Here is a 20,821-nt window from a genome sequence, read left to right as displayed (position 1 = left end):
CCCTACCTGCGGAGCCATTTAAATAGTTTGGCGGTGTAGCTCAGCTGGCTAGAGCGTACGGTTCATACCCGTGAGGTCGTGGGTTCGACTCCCTCCGCCGCTACCAATATTTTATTATGGAGTAATACCCAAGTCCGGCTGAAGGGATCGGTCTTGAAAACCGACAGGGGTGTAACAGCCCGCGGGGGTTCGAATCCCTCTTACTCCTTAATTAGTGAAAAAGTCTTCAAGTATCATGTTGAAGACTTTTTTCGTTTTTGATTTCTAAATTAATCTTAGATGATTTTATATCTTTTCTGATCCACAACGCTTAAATAATTTTCTTCCAAAAATTAATATTTTTTACTTTCTTTCCCTTTTCTCAAGCATTACTATTGAAATCTTTCAGTATATTTGATAACTTTAAATTGAAATTCACTATTATCTTTGGGAGGAAATAAAAAATGTCAAAATTTGAATTACCACAATTACCTTATGCTTATGATGCATTAGAGCCACACTTTGATAAAGAAACAATGAATATTCACCACACTCGTCACCACAATACATATGTAACAAACTTAAACGCTGCTTTAGAAGGTAAAGAAGTAGCTGCTTCTTCAATTGAAGAATTAATTTCAAACTTAGATGCACTTCCAGAAGGTATCCGTACAGCTGTACGTAACAATGGTGGTGGACATGCTAACCACAGCTTATTCTGGACTTTATTAACTCCAGAAGGTACAGGCACTCCAGTTGGTGAAGTTGCAGAAGCAATTAACGCTAAATTCGGTAGCTTAGATGAGTTAAAAGCTGCTTTCACTCAAGCTGCATTAACTCGTTTCGGTTCTGGTTGGGCTTGGTTAGTAGTAAACAATGGTGAGTTAGAAGTGACTAGCACAGCTAACCAAGATTCACCTTTAATGGAAGGCAAAACTCCAATCTTAGGTTTAGATGTATGGGAGCATGCTTACTACTTAAACTACCAAAACAAACGCCCTGACTACGTTGGTGCATTCTGGAATGTAGTAAACTGGGAAAAAGTAGAAGAATTATACCAAGCTGCTAAATAATTTATAAAAAATGAACACTACTTAATTTATTTAAGTAGTGTTTTTTTTTTATGTTTAAAAAAGGATAAATTTTCATTTACTCGGAAAACTAGTTCATGAGACAAAGGAGAGTTAATGATGAGTAAGTGGAAATTTTTATTAGGTGACGTAGATTTAAATAAAGATTTAATTCTTTTACTAAGTGTCGGTGGATTGTTTACTCTAGCGACAGCTTTATCTAGTACATTTGTAAATGTTTATTTGTGGAAGCAATCAAATAATTATTTACCAATTGCTTCGTACCAATTTTCGATCGCATTTTTTCAAGCTCTTACATTCGTAATAGCAGGCAGATTAGCTAAAACAATTGATCGAGTTGTCATTTTAAGAGTGGGTATATCGTTTTTGGCAATATTCTACATAGTCGTTTTACTATTTGAAACGAAGACATTATTAGCAACAATATTAATTGGAGCGATTTTAGGAATAGGAAATGGCTGTTACTATTTAGCGTTTAACTTATTAACGTTTGAAGTTACAGAACCTGAAACGAGACAATTTTTTAATGGTTTTTTAGGGCTAATTAATTCGTTCACGGGAATGCTTGGACCATTTATTGCTGGAGCGATTATTTCTTCAATGATCGGAAATAAAGGTTATCATTTTGTGTTTCTTGCTGCAGTTATTTTATTTATTTGTGCAGTGGTCTTAAGTTGCTTCTTAGTTAGACGGGAACTTGATAGTGAGTTCAATATTAAGCGCGTCATTCAAGAAAGAAAATTAAATGAAAATTGGCGAAAAGTAACATATGCTAATTTCTTTCAGGGGATTCGTGAAGGGATTTTTATGTTTGTTATTTCAATTTATATTTTCTTATCCACCGGAAGTGAATTTGCATTAGGGAAATACGGATTAATTACATCGTTAATTAGCTTTATTACCTATTATATTGTTACAAGAATTATCAAAGAAAATTTTAGAATAAAAGCTATATTTATTGGAGGGTTTTTACTATTTTGTGCTGTTTTTGTAATCGCTTTTAAAGTTTCGTTTCCTTTATTAATCATTTACGGTGCAATAATTTCTTTGGCATATCCAATCATTTTAGTACCTTACTTATCTTTAACATATGATATAATAGGAAAATCGTATAAGGCCAGGGAATATAGAGTGGAATATATCGTAATACGTGAAGTGTATTTAAATAGCGGTAGAATGTTTTCTATTGCAGTTTTCATTGTATGTACATCACTATTCCAACCAGAACAAGTTATTCCATTATTAATGTGTTTATTTGGTGCAGGACACTTTTTGGTCTATTTCGTAATGAGGAAATTAGAATATAAGCATGCTTGAGTATTGTCACTAAATTGTCAAAAACTTAGTAGTGATTCCTTTTCCAAATCATTAAAATATTAATAGGTAGAATTAGTAATTGTAGAAAAAAGAGGAGAAAAAATGAATAAGCCTAAGAAATATAAAATCACATTACCAACACGACTGAATACACTATTTTTTCTTGTGTTTGTCTTATTTTCTTTTTTAATTCTAAGATTAGGTGTCGTACAAATAGTTAAAGGTGAAGACTATAAATTAGAATTAGAGCGTACAGAAAATATGACCGTCGATCAAGCTGTACCTAGGGGAAAAATTTTAGATCGTAACGGAAAGGTTGTCGTAGATAATACGCCTTTGCGTACAATTACTTATACAAGAAAAAAAGGGACAACTTCAGGCGAGTTATTAACAATGGCTACAAAGTTAAAAAGTTATCTAAAGATGCCAACTAATAAAATAACTGAACGAGATAAAAAAGATTATTGGTTATTAACAAATCCTGAAGATGCAAAAAAACTAGTATCTAAAGAAGAGGATAAAACACTAAAAGCTCAAAATAAAGATGATGATCCTGCTTACAATAAAGCTTACTATAATTTACAGCTTGATAAAATTACAGCAGATGAGATCAATTCACTTAGTGCAAATGACTTACAAATACTAGCAATTTACAAGCAAATGAGCGTTGGTTATGCACTAACTCCACAAACAATTAAAAGTGAGGGAGTTACTGAAAAAGAATATGCAACAGTTAGTGAACATTTAGATCAGCTTCCAGGTGTAGATGTAACAACAAATTGGGAAAGAAAATACGTTTATGGTGATACGTTCCGAACAATTTTAGGTAATATAACTTCTGAAAAAGAAGGATTACCTGCTCAGAATGTAGATTATTATTTAGCTCGTGGTTATGATCGTAATGATCGTGTAGGAAAAAGTTATATAGAAAAGCAATATGAAGATGTTTTACGTGGTACAAAAGGTAAGGCACAAAATGTTATTGATTCAAATGGAAATGTTGTTGATACGAAAGTAATTACAGAAGGTGAACCTGGAAGTGATTTAGTACTTTCAATTGATATTGAACTTCAAGGTAAAGTTGATGAAATTGTAAAAAGAGAGCTCTTAAAAGCTAAAGCAACGTCAAATGGTCGATATTTGGACCGTGCATTTGTAACGATGATTAACCCAAATACGGGTGAAGTTTTAGCGATGTCAGGAAAGCAAATTGTTAAAGACAAAAAGACAGGAAAAAATAAAGTTGTAGATTACGCAACTGGAAATCTTACTTCATCTTATGAGATGGGTTCAACTGTAAAAGGTGCAACTCTTTTAACTGGTTATCAAACTGGGGCAATTACTCCAGGACAAAGGCAATTCGATACACCGATTAAAATTGCAGGTACACCAGTTAAAGCGTCATATAAAAACTTCGGATGGATTAATGACTTAGATGCCTTAAAATATTCATCAAACGTTTATATGTTCCGAACAGCTATGGCTATCGGCCATGCACATTACGTAGAGAATAAGCCTTTAGATATCGACGTTAAAGCGTTTGATACATTCCGAAAAAGTTTCAGTCAATTCGGACTTGGTGTTAAAACTGGAATTGATTTACCAAATGAAGCAATTGGATTTAAAGGTGTAGACAAAAACCCAGGTTTCCTACTAGATATGGCAATTGGGCAGTATGATACTTATACGCCACTTCAATTAGCTCAATATGTTTCTACAATCGCAAATGGAGGTTACAGAATTCAACCACATGTTGCGAAAGAATTGAGACAACCTTCAATCGGCGATGATACTGGTGTCATTAGACAAGAAATTAAGCCTAAAGTATTAAACCGTATTGATATGAAACAATCATACATCGATCATGTTAAACAAGGTTTTATAAAAGTATATAACGAGACTGGTGGTACTGCTCGAAAATACTTCTTAGGCGTAGACTATAAAATAGCGGGTAAAACAGGTACTGCCCAATCATTTTACGACGGTCCAGATCGTAAAAAATACAATGGGCCACAAAAAACTTATAATGAAACATTGATGGGATATGCTCCATATGACAATCCAGAAATTGCCTTTGTCGTAGTAGTTCCTTGGTTACAAACTGACCAAGCACCAGTAAATAAATACATTGGCCGAGATATTATGGATGAATACTTTAAATTAAAAGAACAAAGACAATCAATTTATAATGACGAACCAAAAGACAATTTAGATAACCAAGACAATCAAGATAGTCAAGATAATCAAGACACTCAAAATAAAAATCAATAAGAAGAGAAGAGAGAAGGGACTAAACCCTTCTCTTTTTTATTTGGAAAACTTCTTTTCTACACCCTTCCTTCACATTCTGAACTTATTTACATAATCTTTACACTCGGTTAAAACAGGTTTAATAGTTTGAGAATATGATTATTCATGTAAGTACTAATGAATTTTAACGATTATAAAGTTTATCTATTGTTTATTTAATATTTTATATATCAAAAATAGAAAGCTTCCTTTAGGATGAGAGGGGATCGAAAGTTATGACAATGACATTAAATAGAGAGAATAGTATTAAAAATGATGATCTTGAAGAGACAAATACAAACGTGAAAAAATCAATTGTATATGATACTCAAGATTTAAATTTATGGTATGGACAAGATAAAGCATTAAAAAATATAAATTTAAGCATTTATGAGAATGAAGTTACTGCGATTATTGGACCTAGTGGATGTGGTAAATCGACCTATTTAAAAACGTTAAATCGTATGGTCGAGTTAGTTCCTTCAGTTCGAACAGAAGGGAAAATTCTTTACCGCGAACAAGATATTTTCGATAAAGACTATCCTGTTGAAGAATTACGAACACACGTAGGAATGGTATTCCAAAAGCCAAATGTATTCCCTAAATCAATTTGGGAAAACGTTGCATATGGACCAAAAATACATGGTATTAAAGATAAAGCTACATTAAATCAGATTGTTGAAAAAAGTTTAAAAGGTGCAGCAATTTGGGATGAGGTTAAAGATCGTTTGCATGAGAATGCTTTTGGTCTTTCTGGAGGGCAACAACAACGTTTATGTATCGCGCGCTGTTTAGCAATCGAGCCTGATGTTATTTTAATGGATGAGCCAACGTCAGCATTAGATCCTATTTCAACTTTAAAAGTTGAAGAATTAATTCACGATTTAAAGAAGGATTTTAGTATTATTATTGTTACGCATAATATGCAACAAGCAGCTCGTGTTTCTGATAAAACTGCATTCTTTTTAAGTGGTGAAGTAGTTGAGTTCTCGGATACTAATAAACTGTTCTCAACACCTAAAGATAAACGTACTGAAGACTACATTACTGGACGATTCGGATAATAGAAGGGAACAGGTGAAAAGAGATGAGAAATCAATTTGAAGCAGACTTAAAAACATTACAAGAAATGATCATCGAATTGGCTGAGAAAACAAAAAAAGCAGTCATTAAAAGTATGGCGGCATTTCGTACAGAAAATATTGAACTAGCTTTAGAAGTAATTGACGAAGATGATCGTATTAATAAATTAGAAAAAGAAGTGAATGAATTAATTTTAGTGATTATTACAAGACAACAACCAGTTGCTGTAGACTTAAGAAGAAATTTAACTGCTATTAAAATTGCTCATGATCTTGAGCGAGTTGCAGATTATGCAGTAAATATCGCAAAATCGACAATTCGTATTCGTAGTCGTCAAGAAAACTTACCATTAGAGAATATAGAAAAGATGCATGAACTTGGCTTAGATATGTTAACAAAAGCTTCAGAAGCATACCGAACAGAAGATTTACAAGCTGCCAAAGAGATTGGTGAAATTGACGATATTGTTGATGAACTATATGGAACTACTGTTAGAACTCTAATGACAAGTATTGCAAATTCACCTGAGCATGTATCTAATATCATGCAAATGGCATTTATTTGCAGATATCTTGAAAGAATTGCAGATTATGCAACAAATATTGCAGAGAATATTTATTACTTAGTTAAAGGGAAACATTATTTATTAAATCAATAAAGATAAGACTATAGTTTTTAACAGTTAAATAAATTAAAAGGGTGTTCAGACAAAATTTACCTGAATGCCCTTTTGTCATATTTACGTAATATTAAGCATACTTCTTTAACTAGTATAAGATATTGAGGTGGTAATAAATGAAGGTTGTTATTTTAGCTGGAGGATACGGTCAAAGGCTTTTACCAATTACTAACAACATTCCTAAGCCACTATTACCAATCGCAAATAGAGCGGCAATTGAGCATTTAATATTACATTTAACTAGACTTGGGTTTAAAGAATTTATCATTCAGCTTCATTATATGTCCCAAGCAATAATCGAGACGATCAATGCAATGAAATTAAAAAATGTTTCAATTGATTATATTATAGAAGAAAAAAGTTTAGGGTCTGCTGGTTGTTTAAGACTTTCTAAGCATTTTCTTCATGAACCCTTTCTATTAGTGAATGGTGATATTTTATTTGATGGTGATATTAGAGATGCATTAAAAACTCATTTAGAAAGTAAAAGTAGATTTTCTATGTTTGTAAAACAAGTTGATAAGTGTGGATCATACGGAAATGTAAAAGTTAAAAATGGACAAATAATCGATTTTATTGAAAAGCCGAATGAAGGTAGTGAAATAAGTAAATTAGTTAATACTGGAATTTATATTATGAATCCTGAATTATTATATCTAATTCCAGAAAATCGTTATTTTGACATTAGCAATGATCTAATTCCTTTAATGTTAAAAAATAATATCTGTTTAAATGCTTTTCATTTAAAAGGTTATTGGATTGATTATGGGACACCTAGAAGATTTGCAAAGCTAAACGTAGATTGGATTGAAGAGAAATTAAACTTACCTATTCCTGCTGTTCAAATATTACCAAGAATCTTTTTAGGTGAGCATGTAACGATAAATAATAATGTTAAGATTGTTTCTCCCGTTATTATTGGGAATGATGTTACGATTGAAGAGAACTGTGTAATTGGCCCATATGTGTCGATTAGTTCTAATATTCGCATCGATCAAGGCAGTGTATTACATCATCAAGCTGTCTTTCAAAAATATACTCTGAATTATGAGAATAAGTTTGTACATAATTCAATAAAAAAAATATCAAAAGAAATACATTGAATCAATAAAAAGTATGGAAATTATCGCGAAAGAATGTTATTATATACAAGTCTGATTATGTCACTATGTCAGGAGGGAAAATAAAATGCGCGTAAATATTACATTAGCATGTACAGAATGCGGAGATCGTAACTACATCACTACTAAAAATAAACGTAATAACCCAGACCGTCTTGAGCTTAAAAAATATTGCCCAAGACTTAAAAAAGTTACAGTTCATCGCGAAACAAAGTAAACAGTAGGAATTTTCCTACTGTTTTTTTTATATTTAAATACTTATAATCTTAATTAGAATACATCTCAATAAATCTTTTTACTTTAGAAAACTCGATCCTGACCTAAGGAGGCAAATATTATGGAAAAAAAAGAAATTAGAAATTCTATGATGAAAAACTTGAAAAATATTTCAGTATCGGAAAGAGATGAAAAGTCAAAACAAATTATAAAAAAATTACTAAGTACTGAACAAATGAAGACTGCAGATATAATAGCAACAACAATGCCAATGGAGCATGAAATAAATACTAAGTATTTAATCACTGCTTGTTGGAAAATGAATAAATCAGTTGTTGTCCCTAAATGCAACCATGAGACTAGAAAAATGCATTTTTACAAAATCAATTCATTTGATGATTTAAAGAAAGGTTATTTTGGAATACAAGAGCCAATTGAAGAAAAATGCGAGGAAATAAGTAAAGAACTTATTGATTTAATAATTGTGCCTGGAGTAGCATATACAAAAAATGGTGAACGACTAGGATATGGTGGTGGTTATTATGATCGCTACTTAGAAGATTATAATAAACAACTCTTAGCCTTAGCTTATGACATTCAAATCATTGATGAATTACCAACAGAAAAACATGACATTAAGATGCCGGTGGTCTTAACAGAATCAAGAATAATAGAAGCGATTTAATAAGTGCATAATGTGACACGATTTGTTTGAAAATAGGTAAGACTGAATTAACGTCTTATTGTAAAAAAAATAAATTTGTAAAAAGTTTCACAAACTTTGAGTGAAAATACATATATAATATAGGAGTCCCAGTTACTTACACTTTTATCACACAAATGAGGTGGATATTATGTTACACAAAGAAATAAATCGTGTCGCACTTATCGGATCAGGAGCAGTTGGAGCTAGTTATGCCTTTGGTATGTTAAATAAAGGTGTTGCCGAAGAACTAGTTATGATTGATTTAAATAAAGATAAAGCGGAAGGGGACGCAATGGATTTAAGTCATTGCCTTCCTTTTGTAGATTCTAGAACAAAAATTTGGGCTGGAGATTATAGTGATTGTAAAGATGCGAGTTTAGTCGTCATTACAGCTGGAGCAGCTCAAAAGCCTGGAGAAACTCGCTTAGATTTAGTTGCAAAAAATTGTACTATCTTTAAAGGGATCGTTGGAGAAATTATGGCTTCGGGATTTAACGGTATCTTTTTAATTGCCACAAACCCGGTAGATATTTTAACTTATGCGACTTGGAAATTTTCAGGATTACCAAAAGAAAGAGTTATCGGATCTGGTACTAGTTTAGATACTGCACGTTTTAGATATATGCTTGGTGATTATTTTAATGTTGACGCAAGAAATATCCATGGTTATATTATCGGTGAACATGGTGATAGTGAACTACCAGTTTGGTCTAAAACAAATGTTGGTACCTCACCAGTACACCATGTATTAAAGAAAAATCCAAAATATAGCCAAAGAGAGCTTGATGAAATCTTTTTAAATACACGTGACGCTGCATATCACATTATAAAGAAAAAAGGCGCAACATACTATGGAATAGGAATGGGCTTAGTTAGATTAACAAAAGCGATTCTAAAAAATGAAAATAGTATTATTACGGTTTCTGCATATTTAGATGGACAATATGGAGAACACGATATATATATTGGCGTACCAGCAGTAATTAATCGTGGTGGAATTCGAGAGGTTGTTGAACTAGATTTAAATGAATTAGAACAACGTCAGTTTAAAAACTCCGTAGACACATTAAGAAAAACGATGGAACCTGTTTTGGGTAACGAAAATTAAGTGAATGATGATAAAATTTAACAAACACAAGTAATGTTTTTTCAGAAGTTAAAAATATTATAGTTAATAAGACCTCTTTCTATTTGAAAGAGGTCTTATTGTATAGATTATTTGAAAAATATGCCAACTTTTAATATTGTAATAGTAACAAAAAGAATTAAGGAGGTAATTTTGAAAAAAATAAATAGTACGTACTCATGGGTATTAATAGTAATATTCATTATTGGACTAGCTTTATTTTTTGGAAACCAAAATTTTTTTAAAAATCATCTAAAAAAGACGAAAGAGACTTCCCTGAAATTTCCTAATTACGATGATACAGCAATCGAAGCTGAGAATGGATTATTAGCTGTAACGAATCCTGCATCTAATTTAGTATTAGTTAATAAAGAAAGAAAGCTACCAGATGGTTATGAACCGCCAGATCTAGTTTATCCGGTCGTTCCTTTACATGGAGTAAACAAAGATAAGACATTAATGAGGAAAGAGGCAGCTCATGCTTTAGAAAAATTATTTGAAAGAGCAGAAGCAGATGGCATAAAGCTGACTCCAGTTTCCGCATATCGCTCTTTTGATCGACAAAAAAGCTTGTATAATTATTATGTACAAATTCATGGTGAAGATTGGACTCAATCTTTTAGTGCTGTTCCTGGTACAAGCGAACATCAAACTGGTTTATCCATAGATGTATCATCTCCAAACTTCGGTAACAAGCTTGAACAAGGATTTGGAGAAACGAAAGAAGGAACTTGGCTTGCAGACCATGCACATAAATTTGGATTTATCATTCGTTATCCAGAGGACAAAGTAGATATTACTGAATACAATTATGAACCATGGCATATAAGATATCTCGGGATAAAATACGCTACATATTTATATAAAAATGATTTAGCTTTAGAAGAAGTAATGAAGCCTAAAAAATAATTAGAAATGCCTACAAAATAAATGGTTTGTTTGGTATTTCACATTGACGAGTAATCGTTTCCAACTTATACTTATTACATGTTTAGAAAGATAAAATAATAGGAGTTAAGTATGAAATCCGTATATGATATTCAACAATTTCTAAAGAATTATGGCACCATTATTTATACAGGTGATCGATTAGCAGACTTGATGTTAATGCAAGATGAGCTAAAAGAATTATTTTTAGCGAATATACTTGAAAGTAAAGATTTACAAATTGCTACCATGATATTAAAAAAAGAGATGGATGAAATAAAAAATAAAACGGTTTGAAGAAATCGTTTTTTTTAGAATTTATTGCAAACGATTTCACTGCGAAGGGAGAAGACATTATGGCTAAAATGATTGTAGGTGTAGATTTAGGTGGTACAAGCATTAAATTGGCATTATTAACAAATAACGGGGAATTCATCGATAAATGGGAAGTACCAACAGATAAATCTGATAGAGGTAAGCATATTCCTAAAACAATTACAATTGCAATTGAAGAAAAGCTTAAACAGATGGCTAAAACAAAGGAAGATATCGCTGGAATCGGTATTGGAGCTCCAGGTTCGGTTCGATTAGAAGATGGACTTATCTTTGCAGCAGTAAATTTAGGTTGGGTTAATTTTCCTTTAAAGGAAATTCTAGAAAAGGAATCAGGTATTCCTGTAATCGTTGATAATGATGCAAATATAGCAGCTGTTGGCGAAATGTGGAAAGGTGCTGGAAATGGAGCAAAAGATGTAGTAATGGTTACGCTAGGAACAGGAGTCGGCGGAGGCGTAATTGTAAATGGGGACGTTGCACATGGAATTAGTGGATCTGCCGGTGAAATTGGTCATATAACAGTACAACTTGAAAATGGAGTTTTATGTAACTGTGGAAAAACGGGATGCTTAGAAACTATTTCTTCAGCTACAGGTATTGCAAGAATAGCAAACGAGAAATTACAAAATACGACAAAAGAAACAGTTTTAAAAGAAATGTCGAATGATTCACCAATTACAGCAAAGGATGTTTTTGAAGCTTATTCAAATGGTGATGAAGTTGCAGAAGAAATCGTTAATCATGTAATGAGATATCTAGCTTTAGTGTTAGCCGGAGTTGGAAATACTTTAAATCCTGAAAATATTATTATTGGTGGCGGAGTATCAAATGCAGGTGAACTGTTATTAAAACCTCTAAAGAAATATTTTGACGAATTTGCTTTCACAACAGTACGAGATTCGACAAAACTTTCAATCGCCAAGTTAGGGAACGATGCAGGAGCAATTGGAGCAGCATATTTAGTAAAAAAATTTATTACTAATGAAATTTAACTTAAATTTAAGGTACTTCTAATTGAAGTACCTTATTATGTTTATTGTATTGAATTGAAAAAAAAATTAGTTATTTGACGACAGAACTAGTTTATGATAAATTGAATGACGTTAGAAAAAACCTAAGTTTACGTCAAATAAATTTTTTAGATCCATACATTTAGTAGCTAATAATTGTATGAATCATTTCAAAAATTCTTGGTATTTAAATACCAATAAAATAGATATGTGAAATGCCAAACATTGTTTTATAATAGATAAAATAGATTAATAGTCTAAACAAGAGGAGGAACAGAATATGTGGAAAAAGTTTATTAAAAACTTTGGATTCCCGTTACTTGCTGTATTCCTTTTATGGATTAAAGCAACGATTCTAAGCCAATTTTATTTTGATTTAGAAATTGAAAATTCAATGCAAGAATTTATTTTGATAATTGCTCCTATATCTTCATTATTAATATTTATAGGTATAGCTCTTTTTGCAAAAGGACCAAAACGAAATAGAGCAGTTATTTGGATTACTATAATCATGTCCTTTATTTTAGTAGCTGATACAGCTTATTATTCATTCTTTGACGATTTCGTAACGATTCCAGTGTTATTTATGACTCGTAACTTTGGGGATTTAGGTTCAAGTGTTAAAGCAATGATCAGCTATAAAACAATCTTAGCTTTTTCTGATATTTTTATCTTAATTGCTGTTAATTATTTCTGGGGTAAAAAATTCTTTACTACTGGTAACATTAAAGGCAAAGCTAGAACAGCTTATTTCTTAGCAGCGGTTGCTATTTTCTTAGTTAACCTTGGTTTAGCAGAAACTGAACGTCCACAATTATTAACACGTTCATTCGATAGAGAATACATTGTTAAATTCTTAGGATTATACAATTACCACTTATATGATATGGTTATTCAATCAAAAACATCTGCTCAAAAAGCGATGGCTGATGATAGTGAATTAGCAGGAATCGAAAACTTTATTCGTGCTAACGATACAGGTGTAAATGCACAATTACATGGTAAATATAAAGGTAAAAACGTAGTAGTCGTTTCATTAGAATCATTACAAAATTTCGTAATTGGACGAAAAATTAATGGACAAGAAATTACTCCTTTCTTAAATAAATTTACGAAAGAAAGTTATTATTTTGATAATTTTTACCACCAAACAGGACAAGGTAAAACATCTGATGCTGAATTCTTAATTGATAATAGTTTATTCCCATTAGATCGTGGTGCAGTTTACTTTACAAACAGTGGTAATACTTTTACTGCTACACCAGCAATCCTTAAACAGGATCAAAATTATTACACTTCAGTAATGCATTCAAATAATAAATCGTTCTGGAACCGTGACATGATGTATCCAAGTCTAGGTTACGATCGTTATTATAATGAAGTTGACTTTAAAGTAACTGCAGCTACTTCAATTGGCTGGGGACTAAAAGATAAATATTTCGTTGAACAAGCTGTAGACAAAATGGCATCAGAGCCTAAACCGTTCTACAACCGTATGATTACACTAACTAACCATTATCCATTCGAATTAAATGATGAGGATTTAATGATTCCACGTTTAAAAACTGGAGACCAAACTGTTGATAATTATGTAACAACAGTACGTTATTTAGATGAATCAATTAAACATTTCATTGAAGAAATGAAAGCAAAAGGTCTATATGATAATACAATCATTGTTATGTATGGTGACCACTATGGTATTTCTGAAAACCATAACCGTGCAATGAGTGAAGTATTAGGACAAGACATTACACCTGCAGAACATGTTAAATTACAAAAAGTACCTTTCTTTATCCACGTACCTGGACAAACTAAGGGTGAAACAGTTCATAAAGTTGCAGGTCAAATTGATGTTAAACCGACTATTTTAAACTTATTAGGTGAAGATCCAAATAAAACATCTATCAACTTTGGTAATGATATTTTCTCTCCTAAACACAAAAACTTTGTAGTTTTCCGTGATGGAACAATTGTTACTGATAAATATATTTACACTGGTGAAAAGATGTATGATCCAAATACTGGTGAAGAATTAAAAGGACAAAAGCCACCTAAAGAAGACTTAGCAAAAGCAAATAAATCACTTGAGTATTCGAACTCAATTATTTATAAAGATTTACTTCGTTTCTTTGAAGTTAATTATAAAAAAGCTGATACGAAGTTTGAATAATATGAAAAGCACTCCTTAATGGGAGTGCTTTTTCTTGTTACTGAAAAGTAATTTATCATTAAAAAAAGAAATATCATGTTAATTTCCACTACAGGATGCTTGCCTTTAAGTTTAGCGAGATTTTGGAGCTACCTTGTCACATCCGTCGTACAAGCCTTTTAGCCCCATCTCTCAGCTATTTTACTAATCCCACAACCCCAAAACTCACGAAGCTTTAATAATTTAATATGACTTGTTAAAACGCTAAATAAAGCACTTCCTAACCGAAAGTGCTTTTCTTTATTTTAATTACATACAATTAACTAGAAAATAACTGATGAGGTGAAAATTTTGTATAAAAACAATCGGCCTTTATCCTTTCATCCAAGAAGATACGATTTTAATGAACTTTCAAAAGATATTGGTTTATTAGTACAAGAATTTCCTTTTCTTCGTTTAAATACGATTGGACACAGCGTTTTATATCAGCCTATATATGAGATTCAAGTTGGAAATGGACATAGAAAGGTTCATTGGAATGGTTCGTTTCATGCAAATGAGTGGATTACAACTTGTGTAATCATGAAAATGCTTTTTTGGATATGTAACACTTTAACAACTGAGGAATTGCGATTTCATAAAGAATTAGTAGATTTATTTAATGAAAATACTTTATCGATTGTCCCTATGGTTAATCCTGATGGGGTAAATTTAGTTATAAATGGAGCTGTTGAACAAAGTGATTATATGGAATTTGTTCATAAAATTAACGAAGGAAATGATGGTTTTACTGGATGGAAAGCAAATATAAGGGGCGTTGATCTAAACAATCAATTTCCTGCACATTGGGAGTTTGAAAAAGAAAGAAAGAAACAAAAATCATTCTCTCCTAGAGACTACCCAGGAGATGCTCCATTAACAGAACCAGAAACAATTGCTATGAGTAATTTAGCAATAAAAAGGAATTTTGATCTTCTTTTGGCTTTGCATACTCAAGGTAAAGAATTTTATTGGGGTTATGACAATCTTGAACCTCCCATCTCGGAAGTCTATGCTAATTATTTTTCCAGTGTTAGTCCGTATAAGGCAGTTAAAACAATTGATAGCCATGCAGGTTTTAAGGATTGGTATATACAAGATTTTCGGAAACCAGGATTTACACTTGAATTAGGTAAAGGAATAAACCCACTGCCACTTTCTATGTTTGAATCCATTTTTTCCGAGACGTTTCCAATACTGTTAGCGTCATTATTTAATTTAGAAAATATCCAATCATCTTTAAAATAAAAAAGCTGACAAATTTGTCAGCTTTTTTATTTTAGAACATGTTTTCTATATGTAGAAATTTGTTCATTACATAAGGAAATAAATTTTATAAGTGCGCTGGTGGATAACCGTTATGTAAAATTGTCATAATGGCAAACCAAGCAAATAAAACTAATGTAGCACCAGACCAAAAAACAGCTAAAAAGTTCTTATTCTTTAATGATCCGATTAATGCTGGAACACATAGAATAGCTACTAGTATAAAAATAATAACTGTACCCATTGTAAACCCCCTATAAATTTCTTCAAGCAACCCCTGTTTGCTATCACATCATTATTATTGTAAAACTTTTGTGAACAATTGTCTATTTGAAATTAAGTGCTAAAACAAAATTATGATATAGTATTATATAGATTAAAAAAGAAAGCAGGGTATGAATATGAATGTTTTACAATTACCGTTAGGTCCATTACAAACTAATTGTTATATCTTAAGTAATGAAATGAATGAAGCGGTTATTTTTGATCCGGGCGAAGAAGCACATGTAATCTTTAACGTTATTGAAGAAAATAAATTAAAGCCATTAGCAATCCTTTTAACCCACGCCCATTTTGATCATATTGGGGCTGTTGATGATGTGCGTGATGAATATAATATACCCGTTTATATTCATAAATATGAAGCAGATTGGCTAACAGATGGACAAAAAAATGGTTCTGAATTATTTATGAGAAATCAGTCAATTTTTGCAAGGGAAGCAGATCACTTGATTGAAAAAGAAGGTAAAATGGAAATTGGTCCTTTCTTATTTTCAATTTTTGAAACTCCAGGCCATTCACCAGGCAGTGTTTCATTTTATTGTAAAGAAATAAAGACAGTATTTTCTGGTGATGCATTATTTGAAGGAAGTATTGGACGAACTGATTTACCTGGTGGGGATCACGACCAGTTGATTAGAAGTATAAAAGGTAAGCTTCTTTCTTTACCTGAGGATGTCGTTGTATGTAGTGGTCACGGAGAAACTACAACGATTGGTGATGAGAAAAGACATAATCCATTTTTATAATTAGGTAATATGATGAAAAACATAATTATTAATGCGATAAATAACAGCAAAAAAGGTTTTATTACATACGAACAATTTATTTTGTTAGTACTTTATGATCAAGAAAAAGGTTATTATCAAATGGCAAATGAAAAAATTGGACGAAAAGGTGATTTCTATACTACAAGCTCAGTAGGTTCAGTATATGGAGAAGTAATTGCGGCATCTTTTTGTCGGTTTGTTAAGAATAACCTAATCGCACCTTTTTTTGTTGAAGTTGGTGGTGGAAATGGCAGATTCGCCGCAGCCTTTCTCTCGTATTGTGAAAAAAAAGAGCCTGAAATTTATCAAAATTTAACTTACTATATTATTGATGCGAGTCACTATCATCGTAAATTACAAAAAGAATTATTGGCGAACCATTTGAATTGTAAACACTTCTCAAATGTATTAGAAATCGAGCAAATCAATAATGGAATGGTATTTTCAAATGAATTGTTTGATGCTTTACCTGTTCGAGTAGTTGAATTTAATCAAAACGAATGGCAAGAGGTAGTAATTATAATTGATGAACTAAATAATCTGAAAGAAAATCTCGTTAAAATACAAGATAGTGAAATCAGTGATTTTCTAAGTAGATACAATTTTGTTGGAAAAGATGGACAAAGAGTTGAAATTCCTGTTGTTATGGAAAAAGTTTATGACCATTTACAATCAAAAATTAGTAAAGGAATTATTTTAACTGTTGATTATGGTTTTACGATGGAAGAATGGGATGCCCCCCATCGAATTAAGGGAAGTTTGCGAGGTTATTATAAGCATGAAATGAAATCAAATATACTAGAGAATTTAGGGGATATGGACATTACAACTCATATTCACTGGGATGAATTAAAAAAGTTCGGATTACAGAATCATATCGAAAATCTATACTTTTCTAACCAAAGAGATGCAATATTAGATTTTGGTATTTTAAATTGGCTTATTCCGCATGCTCAGTCAAATCCATTTTCAAGCGAATATAAACAAAATAGAGCTGTACAATCTTTAATTATGCCTGGAGGAATAAGCGATTCTTTCCAATGGCTATTACAAACAAAAGGTATGTCAACAAATGATCTTACTAAGTTGAATGAATTGATTTCATTAAATGAATACAAATAAAAAAACCAGTCATATGACTGGTTTTTCTATTATTCACTAAAGCCTGGTACTAATAAGAAAGTACTATAATATGTAAATCCAATAAAGAACACAGTTAAGTATGCGCCAAAGATATAGATGTACATACGCTCAGAAAGCTTTAGATAGCCTAATACTACGAAAAATGCTGTTTGACATGCGAAAATAAGTGCAGCTGCTGACATATGTCCAACAAAGAACATTACCGTAAATATAGCTGTCCAGAATCCTAGAACGCGGAACATTCGATCCATCCTAAATCCCCCCATAAAAAATTTCTACCCATTCATTATTATAAAATAAGAAAGTTACAATTGTAAACAATGTATTAATACAATTCTAAATTGATTAGAGATAATGAAATTAACCATATCTGATATTATTTTTCTTATTTAATGATTTTCTATACATTGAATTGAAAACATACTTTTTGTTTTATATTATATATTTGATTTTCTTGTACGTTATTTTGGTAAATTAGCTTTAGTTTGTATATAAATTTTAGCTAAATTTAATATTTTCGTTTAGTATCCTAATTATCATGATTTGATAGCTGAGGAAAACAAAAATATAATAGCTAATATAGAAAGGGGGAATAAAAATGGATTCAGTAGAAAAAATGGTCGAAGAACTTCTAAAAAAAGCTTGCCATTTTGGGGCATCGGATATTCATTTATTACCAAAAAAGGATGATGTACAAATTTTTTTTCGTGTTGATGGTGAGTTGAAACTGATTCAAAGAATAAATAAAGAAAAGTCTAAGAGGATCATCATGCATTTGAAGTTTTTAGGAAGTATGGATATAGGAGAAATTAGACGGCCACAGACTGGAATTTTAGTTGTTAACATTAATGAAATTTTATTATCACTTCGCTTGGCTACTTTACCAACCATTATTGATGAGTCTATGGTTATTCGTATTCATCCCCAACAAAAAATCGCTCCAATAGAAAGTCTTTCCTTATTCCCATCTACAACTCGTAAGCTTTTATCTTTATTACACCATTCACATGGGCTAATGATGTTTACAGGACCAACAGGCTGTGGGAAAACGACTACTTTGTATTCCTTATTACAGTCAGCAAAAAAAGACATAGCAAGGAATATTATCACTTTAGAGGATCCAATAGAAAGGAAATCTGATGAATATTTTCAAGTGCAAGTTAATGAAAAAGCAGGCCTAACATATGCAACTGGATTAAAAGCTATTCTTCGATCTGATCCAGATATCGTAATGGTAGGGGAGATTAGGGATGAAGAGACTGCGAAAATTGCCGTTCGGGCAGCATTGACCGGTCATTTAGTATTAACGACTATTCATTCTAATAACACAAAAGGTGCATTATATCGAATGTTAGAGCTTGGAATTCCTAAGGAGGAATTATTTCAGGCAATGGTTGCTATCGTTTCTCAAAGATTAGTTCCAATAAAATGCCGTTTTTGTGAAGGGGAATGTGAACCAAATTGTTTTGTAAATAGAAATCACAGAAGATTAGGGGTATATGAATTGCTTTATGGTAATGCTCTGAATTCGGTCATTAATGAATTTAGAGGGATACAAGAAGAAATTCAATTATCTACTTTAAATGATCAACTCATTAAAGGGTATGCATTAGGTTTTATTGATAACAAACATTTGGGCCGGAGTATAATCTATGGGTAAATTTTTTAATGAAAGAAAATTAACTTATATTGAACAGGCTAAGCTATTAAAAATATTAGGAGAACTTTTACAAAAAGGTTATCCTCTAATTCAAGCAATTGAATTCTTAATGATTCAATTCCCAGATGACCTAAAAGGGCTGATTTATAAAGCTAAAATAGCTTTGGTGGAAGGAGGTTCATTCATCGATTTTGCTAAAATGCTTTGCCTTCATCAAGATGTTCTCGTTTACTTGTATTATGCAGAAAAGCATGGTGATTTGTCCTTAGCGCTAGGTGAGGGTAGTTATATGCTTACAAAAAAGATTCAACATAGAGCTTACATAAAAAAAATCATGGGCTATCCTATTTTTTTAATCACAATATTGTTGCTAATTTTGTTTTTGTTTAGAAATATAATCATTCCCCAATATGAAATGCTATTTTCAACATTCCATTCTAATCAGAACTCTTTTATTTTCATCTATCTACAAGTTATAAAAAGACTACCTTCAATTATCTTTTCTTCTCTTTTCCTAGTGGGATTGACCGCCTATGGATACTTATTTGCAATTAATAAATTAAATTCAATCGAGCGGATGGATAAATTAATTCAAATCCCGTTAGTTAAGAAGTATTTAATTACAATGAATACTTATGAATTTTCAATGCAGTTAAGTATATTATTACATGCTGGTTTTCCTATAGTTGATGCACTAAAAACAATGCAGAATAATGATAGTAGGACATTTATTAAAGAAAAAGCAGTAGTTTTCTACAATCAAATATTAAACGGAAATTCTATGCAAGAAGCATTTAAAAATGAACGTGCATTCCATAGAGATATCATATTTGTGATTGAACATGGTATGAACAATAGTACTCTTAGTAAGGAACTTGCTGATTATGCTGATTATTTAAAGGAGAGTATAGAAGCTTACTTTCACCAATCGATAAGGATCATTCAGCCGATTATTTTAATCTTAATTTCATCAAGTATTCTATCACTGTATATAGCCATTCTGTTTCCTATGTTTCAGTTGATGAACAATATCTAGGAGGAGTTAGTTTGAATGAAAAAGGATTTACGCTAATTGAAATGTTAATTGTTTTATTTATCATTTCACTTCTTTTATTACTAGTGATACCAAATTTAGGAAAACAACAACAGTCGATTCAAACGAAAGGATGTTCTGCACTTCAAAAAATGGTTCAGTCAAGTGTTGAATCATATCGATTAGAAAATGAACAATTACCTGAAAGTTTATCAGTCTTAAAAGAGCAGGGCTATATAACATCATATAAATGCAATAATAAAGTTGAATTATCGTATGACAAAGCAACTGGATCTGTATCAATACCTTAAAAAAAGGTTGAATAATTCGTTTGGTTTTACATTTGTTGAGATGTTATTAGTTCTTTCAATAATGATATTGTTATTAATTTTACCGATCAATCAAGTTAGGAAGATTGAAGATGAACAAAAGTTAACATTATTTATTCAAATGCTTCAAAATGATATTTTTCTTGCACAAAGGAACGCAATAATAAAACAAATTCCTACTAGGATCATCTTTTATCAAAATAAATATGAAATGGAAGATAATTTACTAAATCCTCCTGTAGTCATTCGTCATTTTGACAAATCAATTAA

At 31.5% G+C, this 20,821-nt stretch carries 21 protein-coding genes, 2 tRNA genes and 1 pseudogene; 22 read left to right on the top strand and 2 right to left on the bottom strand.

Annotation, left to right across the window (positions count from 1 at the left end):
- The first annotated feature begins 29 nt into the window (after positions 1 to 29).
- The 16 genes from CN514_RS15160 to CN514_RS15085 all read left to right on the top strand — a co-directional run bounded on the left by CN514_RS15160 (position 30) and on the right by CN514_RS15085 (position 15,319).
- Positions 30 to 106, top strand: a tRNA-Met gene (locus CN514_RS15160).
- 12 nt (positions 107 to 118) lie between these two features.
- Positions 119 to 208: transfer RNA gene (locus CN514_RS15155), tRNA-Ser, on the top strand.
- A gap of 235 nt (positions 209 to 443) precedes the next feature.
- Positions 444 to 1,052: a superoxide dismutase gene (locus CN514_RS15150; protein ID WP_088010981.1), complete on the top strand. Its 609-nt coding sequence runs from the start codon at positions 444 to 446 to the stop codon at positions 1,050 to 1,052.
- A gap of 117 nt (positions 1,053 to 1,169) precedes the next feature.
- Complete coding sequence (locus CN514_RS15145) at positions 1,170 to 2,387, top strand: MFS transporter (RefSeq protein ID WP_098233302.1); 1,218 nt, start codon at positions 1,170 to 1,172, stop codon at positions 2,385 to 2,387.
- Positions 2,388 to 2,489: 102 nt separating this feature from the next.
- A complete protein-coding gene (locus tag CN514_RS15140; RefSeq protein WP_098233301.1) occupies positions 2,490 to 4,658 on the top strand; it encodes a peptidoglycan D,D-transpeptidase FtsI family protein in 2,169 nt (722 codons plus the stop codon).
- A 260-nt stretch (positions 4,659 to 4,918) separates the two neighbouring features.
- Positions 4,919 to 5,740: a phosphate ABC transporter ATP-binding protein PstB gene (gene pstB, locus CN514_RS15135; protein ID WP_483295016.1), complete on the top strand. Its 822-nt coding sequence runs from the start codon at positions 4,919 to 4,921 to the stop codon at positions 5,738 to 5,740.
- Between the two features lie 23 nt (positions 5,741 to 5,763).
- The gene (gene phoU / locus CN514_RS15130) at positions 5,764 to 6,417 is read left to right on the top strand and encodes a phosphate signaling complex protein PhoU (RefSeq protein ID WP_098233299.1); all 654 of its coding nucleotides are present in this window, start codon (positions 5,764 to 5,766) and stop codon (positions 6,415 to 6,417) included.
- Between the two features lie 137 nt (positions 6,418 to 6,554).
- Complete coding sequence (locus tag CN514_RS15125) at positions 6,555 to 7,541, top strand: nucleotidyltransferase family protein (protein ID WP_098233298.1); 987 nt, start codon at positions 6,555 to 6,557, stop codon at positions 7,539 to 7,541.
- An 85-nt stretch (positions 7,542 to 7,626) separates the two neighbouring features.
- Entirely contained in the window at positions 7,627 to 7,776 is a 150-nt protein-coding gene (rpmG, locus tag CN514_RS15120) for a 50S ribosomal protein L33 (RefSeq protein WP_056475024.1), read from the top strand.
- A gap of 120 nt (positions 7,777 to 7,896) precedes the next feature.
- Complete coding sequence (locus CN514_RS15115) at positions 7,897 to 8,460, top strand: 5-formyltetrahydrofolate cyclo-ligase (RefSeq protein WP_098233297.1); 564 nt, start codon at positions 7,897 to 7,899, stop codon at positions 8,458 to 8,460.
- Positions 8,461 to 8,629: 169 nt separating this feature from the next.
- The gene (locus tag CN514_RS15110; RefSeq protein ID WP_098233296.1) at positions 8,630 to 9,589 is read left to right on the top strand and encodes an L-lactate dehydrogenase; all 960 of its coding nucleotides are present in this window, start codon (positions 8,630 to 8,632) and stop codon (positions 9,587 to 9,589) included.
- Positions 9,590 to 9,760: 171 nt separating this feature from the next.
- Complete coding sequence (locus CN514_RS15105) at positions 9,761 to 10,516, top strand: M15 family metallopeptidase (RefSeq protein ID WP_286141702.1); 756 nt, start codon at positions 9,761 to 9,763, stop codon at positions 10,514 to 10,516.
- A 111-nt stretch (positions 10,517 to 10,627) separates the two neighbouring features.
- Complete coding sequence (locus CN514_RS15100) at positions 10,628 to 10,831, top strand: YqgQ family protein (RefSeq protein WP_097974311.1); 204 nt, start codon at positions 10,628 to 10,630, stop codon at positions 10,829 to 10,831.
- 56 nt (positions 10,832 to 10,887) lie between these two features.
- The gene (locus CN514_RS15095) at positions 10,888 to 11,862 is read left to right on the top strand and encodes an ROK family glucokinase (protein ID WP_098233303.1); all 975 of its coding nucleotides are present in this window, start codon (positions 10,888 to 10,890) and stop codon (positions 11,860 to 11,862) included.
- Between the two features lie 298 nt (positions 11,863 to 12,160).
- Positions 12,161 to 14,053 (top strand): LTA synthase family protein, encoded by a 1,893-nt coding sequence (locus tag CN514_RS15090; protein WP_098233294.1) that lies wholly within the window; start codon positions 12,161 to 12,163, stop codon positions 14,051 to 14,053.
- Between the two features lie 330 nt (positions 14,054 to 14,383).
- Positions 14,384 to 15,319, top strand: coding sequence for a M14 family metallopeptidase (locus CN514_RS15085; protein ID WP_176525926.1), 936 nt, complete (start codon positions 14,384 to 14,386; stop codon positions 15,317 to 15,319).
- 85 nt (positions 15,320 to 15,404) lie between these two features.
- On the opposite strand, the gene CN514_RS15080 is transcribed toward CN514_RS15085, so the two are convergent.
- Complete coding sequence (locus CN514_RS15080; RefSeq protein ID WP_098233292.1) at positions 15,405 to 15,581, bottom strand: DUF2759 domain-containing protein; 177 nt, start codon at positions 15,579 to 15,581, stop codon at positions 15,405 to 15,407.
- A 157-nt stretch (positions 15,582 to 15,738) separates the two neighbouring features.
- Between CN514_RS15080 and CN514_RS15075 the strand changes: the two genes are divergently transcribed.
- Positions 15,739 to 16,365, top strand: coding sequence for an MBL fold metallo-hydrolase (locus CN514_RS15075; RefSeq protein WP_098233291.1), 627 nt, complete (start codon positions 15,739 to 15,741; stop codon positions 16,363 to 16,365).
- Positions 16,366 to 16,377: 12 nt separating this feature from the next.
- Positions 16,378 to 17,508, top strand: a complete 1,131-nt coding sequence (locus CN514_RS15070) for an SAM-dependent methyltransferase (protein ID WP_176525925.1) — start codon at positions 16,378 to 16,380, stop codon at positions 17,506 to 17,508.
- 29 nt (positions 17,509 to 17,537) lie between these two features.
- On the opposite strand, the gene CN514_RS15065 is transcribed toward CN514_RS15070, so the two are convergent.
- Positions 17,538 to 17,780: a DUF2626 domain-containing protein gene (locus CN514_RS15065; RefSeq protein ID WP_056475051.1), complete on the bottom strand. Its 243-nt coding sequence runs from the start codon at positions 17,778 to 17,780 to the stop codon at positions 17,538 to 17,540.
- 347 nt (positions 17,781 to 18,127) lie between these two features.
- Between CN514_RS15065 and comGA the strand changes: the two genes are divergently transcribed.
- From comGA to CN514_RS15045, 4 genes and pseudogenes are all read left to right on the top strand, one after another.
- The gene (comGA, locus tag CN514_RS15060; protein ID WP_098233289.1) at positions 18,128 to 19,189 is read left to right on the top strand and encodes a competence type IV pilus ATPase ComGA; all 1,062 of its coding nucleotides are present in this window, start codon (positions 18,128 to 18,130) and stop codon (positions 19,187 to 19,189) included.
- Positions 19,182 to 20,225, top strand: a complete 1,044-nt coding sequence (comGB, locus tag CN514_RS15055; protein WP_098233288.1) for a competence type IV pilus assembly protein ComGB — start codon at positions 19,182 to 19,184, stop codon at positions 20,223 to 20,225. The genes comGA and comGB overlap by 8 nt, the downstream gene beginning before the upstream one ends.
- A gap of 11 nt (positions 20,226 to 20,236) precedes the next feature.
- The gene (comGC, locus tag CN514_RS15050) at positions 20,237 to 20,533 is read left to right on the top strand and encodes a competence type IV pilus major pilin ComGC (protein ID WP_098233287.1); all 297 of its coding nucleotides are present in this window, start codon (positions 20,237 to 20,239) and stop codon (positions 20,531 to 20,533) included.
- A pseudogene (locus CN514_RS15045) lies at positions 20,499 to 20,821 on the top strand (hypothetical protein); the annotation flags it as partial. The gene comGC and the pseudogene CN514_RS15045, both read left to right, overlap by 35 nt.

This window comes from Bacillus sp. AFS001701 (assembly GCF_002559405.1).
In the GTDB taxonomy this organism is placed as follows: Bacteria; Bacillota; Bacilli; order Bacillales; family Bacillaceae_G; genus Gottfriedia.
This window is presented reverse-complemented; position numbering and strand designations above follow the sequence as displayed.

Excerpts from the sequence above, each read along its gene's own strand:
- CN514_RS15065 (WP_056475051.1), bottom strand. The coding sequence starts at position 17,780 with ATGGATCGAATGTTCCGCGTTCTAGGATTCTGGACAGCTATATTTACG.
- CN514_RS15125 (WP_098233298.1), top strand. The coding sequence starts at position 6,555 with ATGAAGGTTGTTATTTTAGCTGGAGGATACGGTCAAAGGCTTTTACCA.
- CN514_RS15090 (WP_098233294.1), top strand. The coding sequence starts at position 12,161 with ATGTGGAAAAAGTTTATTAAAAACTTTGGATTCCCGTTACTTGCTGTA.
- CN514_RS15115 (WP_098233297.1), top strand. The coding sequence starts at position 7,897 with ATGGAAAAAAAAGAAATTAGAAATTCTATGATGAAAAACTTGAAAAAT.
- CN514_RS15140 (WP_098233301.1), top strand. The coding sequence starts at position 2,490 with ATGAATAAGCCTAAGAAATATAAAATCACATTACCAACACGACTGAAT.
- comGA (WP_098233289.1), top strand. The coding sequence starts at position 18,128 with ATGGATTCAGTAGAAAAAATGGTCGAAGAACTTCTAAAAAAAGCTTGC.
- rpmG (WP_056475024.1), top strand. The coding sequence starts at position 7,627 with ATGCGCGTAAATATTACATTAGCATGTACAGAATGCGGAGATCGTAAC.
- CN514_RS15145 (WP_098233302.1), top strand. The coding sequence starts at position 1,170 with ATGAGTAAGTGGAAATTTTTATTAGGTGACGTAGATTTAAATAAAGAT.
- phoU (WP_098233299.1), top strand. The coding sequence starts at position 5,764 with ATGAGAAATCAATTTGAAGCAGACTTAAAAACATTACAAGAAATGATC.
- CN514_RS15100 (WP_097974311.1), top strand. The coding sequence starts at position 10,628 with ATGAAATCCGTATATGATATTCAACAATTTCTAAAGAATTATGGCACC.
- CN514_RS15075 (WP_098233291.1), top strand. The coding sequence starts at position 15,739 with ATGAATGTTTTACAATTACCGTTAGGTCCATTACAAACTAATTGTTAT.
- pstB (WP_483295016.1), top strand. The coding sequence starts at position 4,919 with ATGACATTAAATAGAGAGAATAGTATTAAAAATGATGATCTTGAAGAG.
- CN514_RS15150 (WP_088010981.1), top strand. The coding sequence starts at position 444 with ATGTCAAAATTTGAATTACCACAATTACCTTATGCTTATGATGCATTA.
- CN514_RS15080 (WP_098233292.1), bottom strand. The coding sequence starts at position 15,581 with ATGGGTACAGTTATTATTTTTATACTAGTAGCTATTCTATGTGTTCCA.
- comGB (WP_098233288.1), top strand. The coding sequence starts at position 19,182 with ATGGGTAAATTTTTTAATGAAAGAAAATTAACTTATATTGAACAGGCT.
- CN514_RS15070 (WP_176525925.1), top strand. The coding sequence starts at position 16,378 with ATGAAAAACATAATTATTAATGCGATAAATAACAGCAAAAAAGGTTTT.
- CN514_RS15110 (WP_098233296.1), top strand. The coding sequence starts at position 8,630 with ATGTTACACAAAGAAATAAATCGTGTCGCACTTATCGGATCAGGAGCA.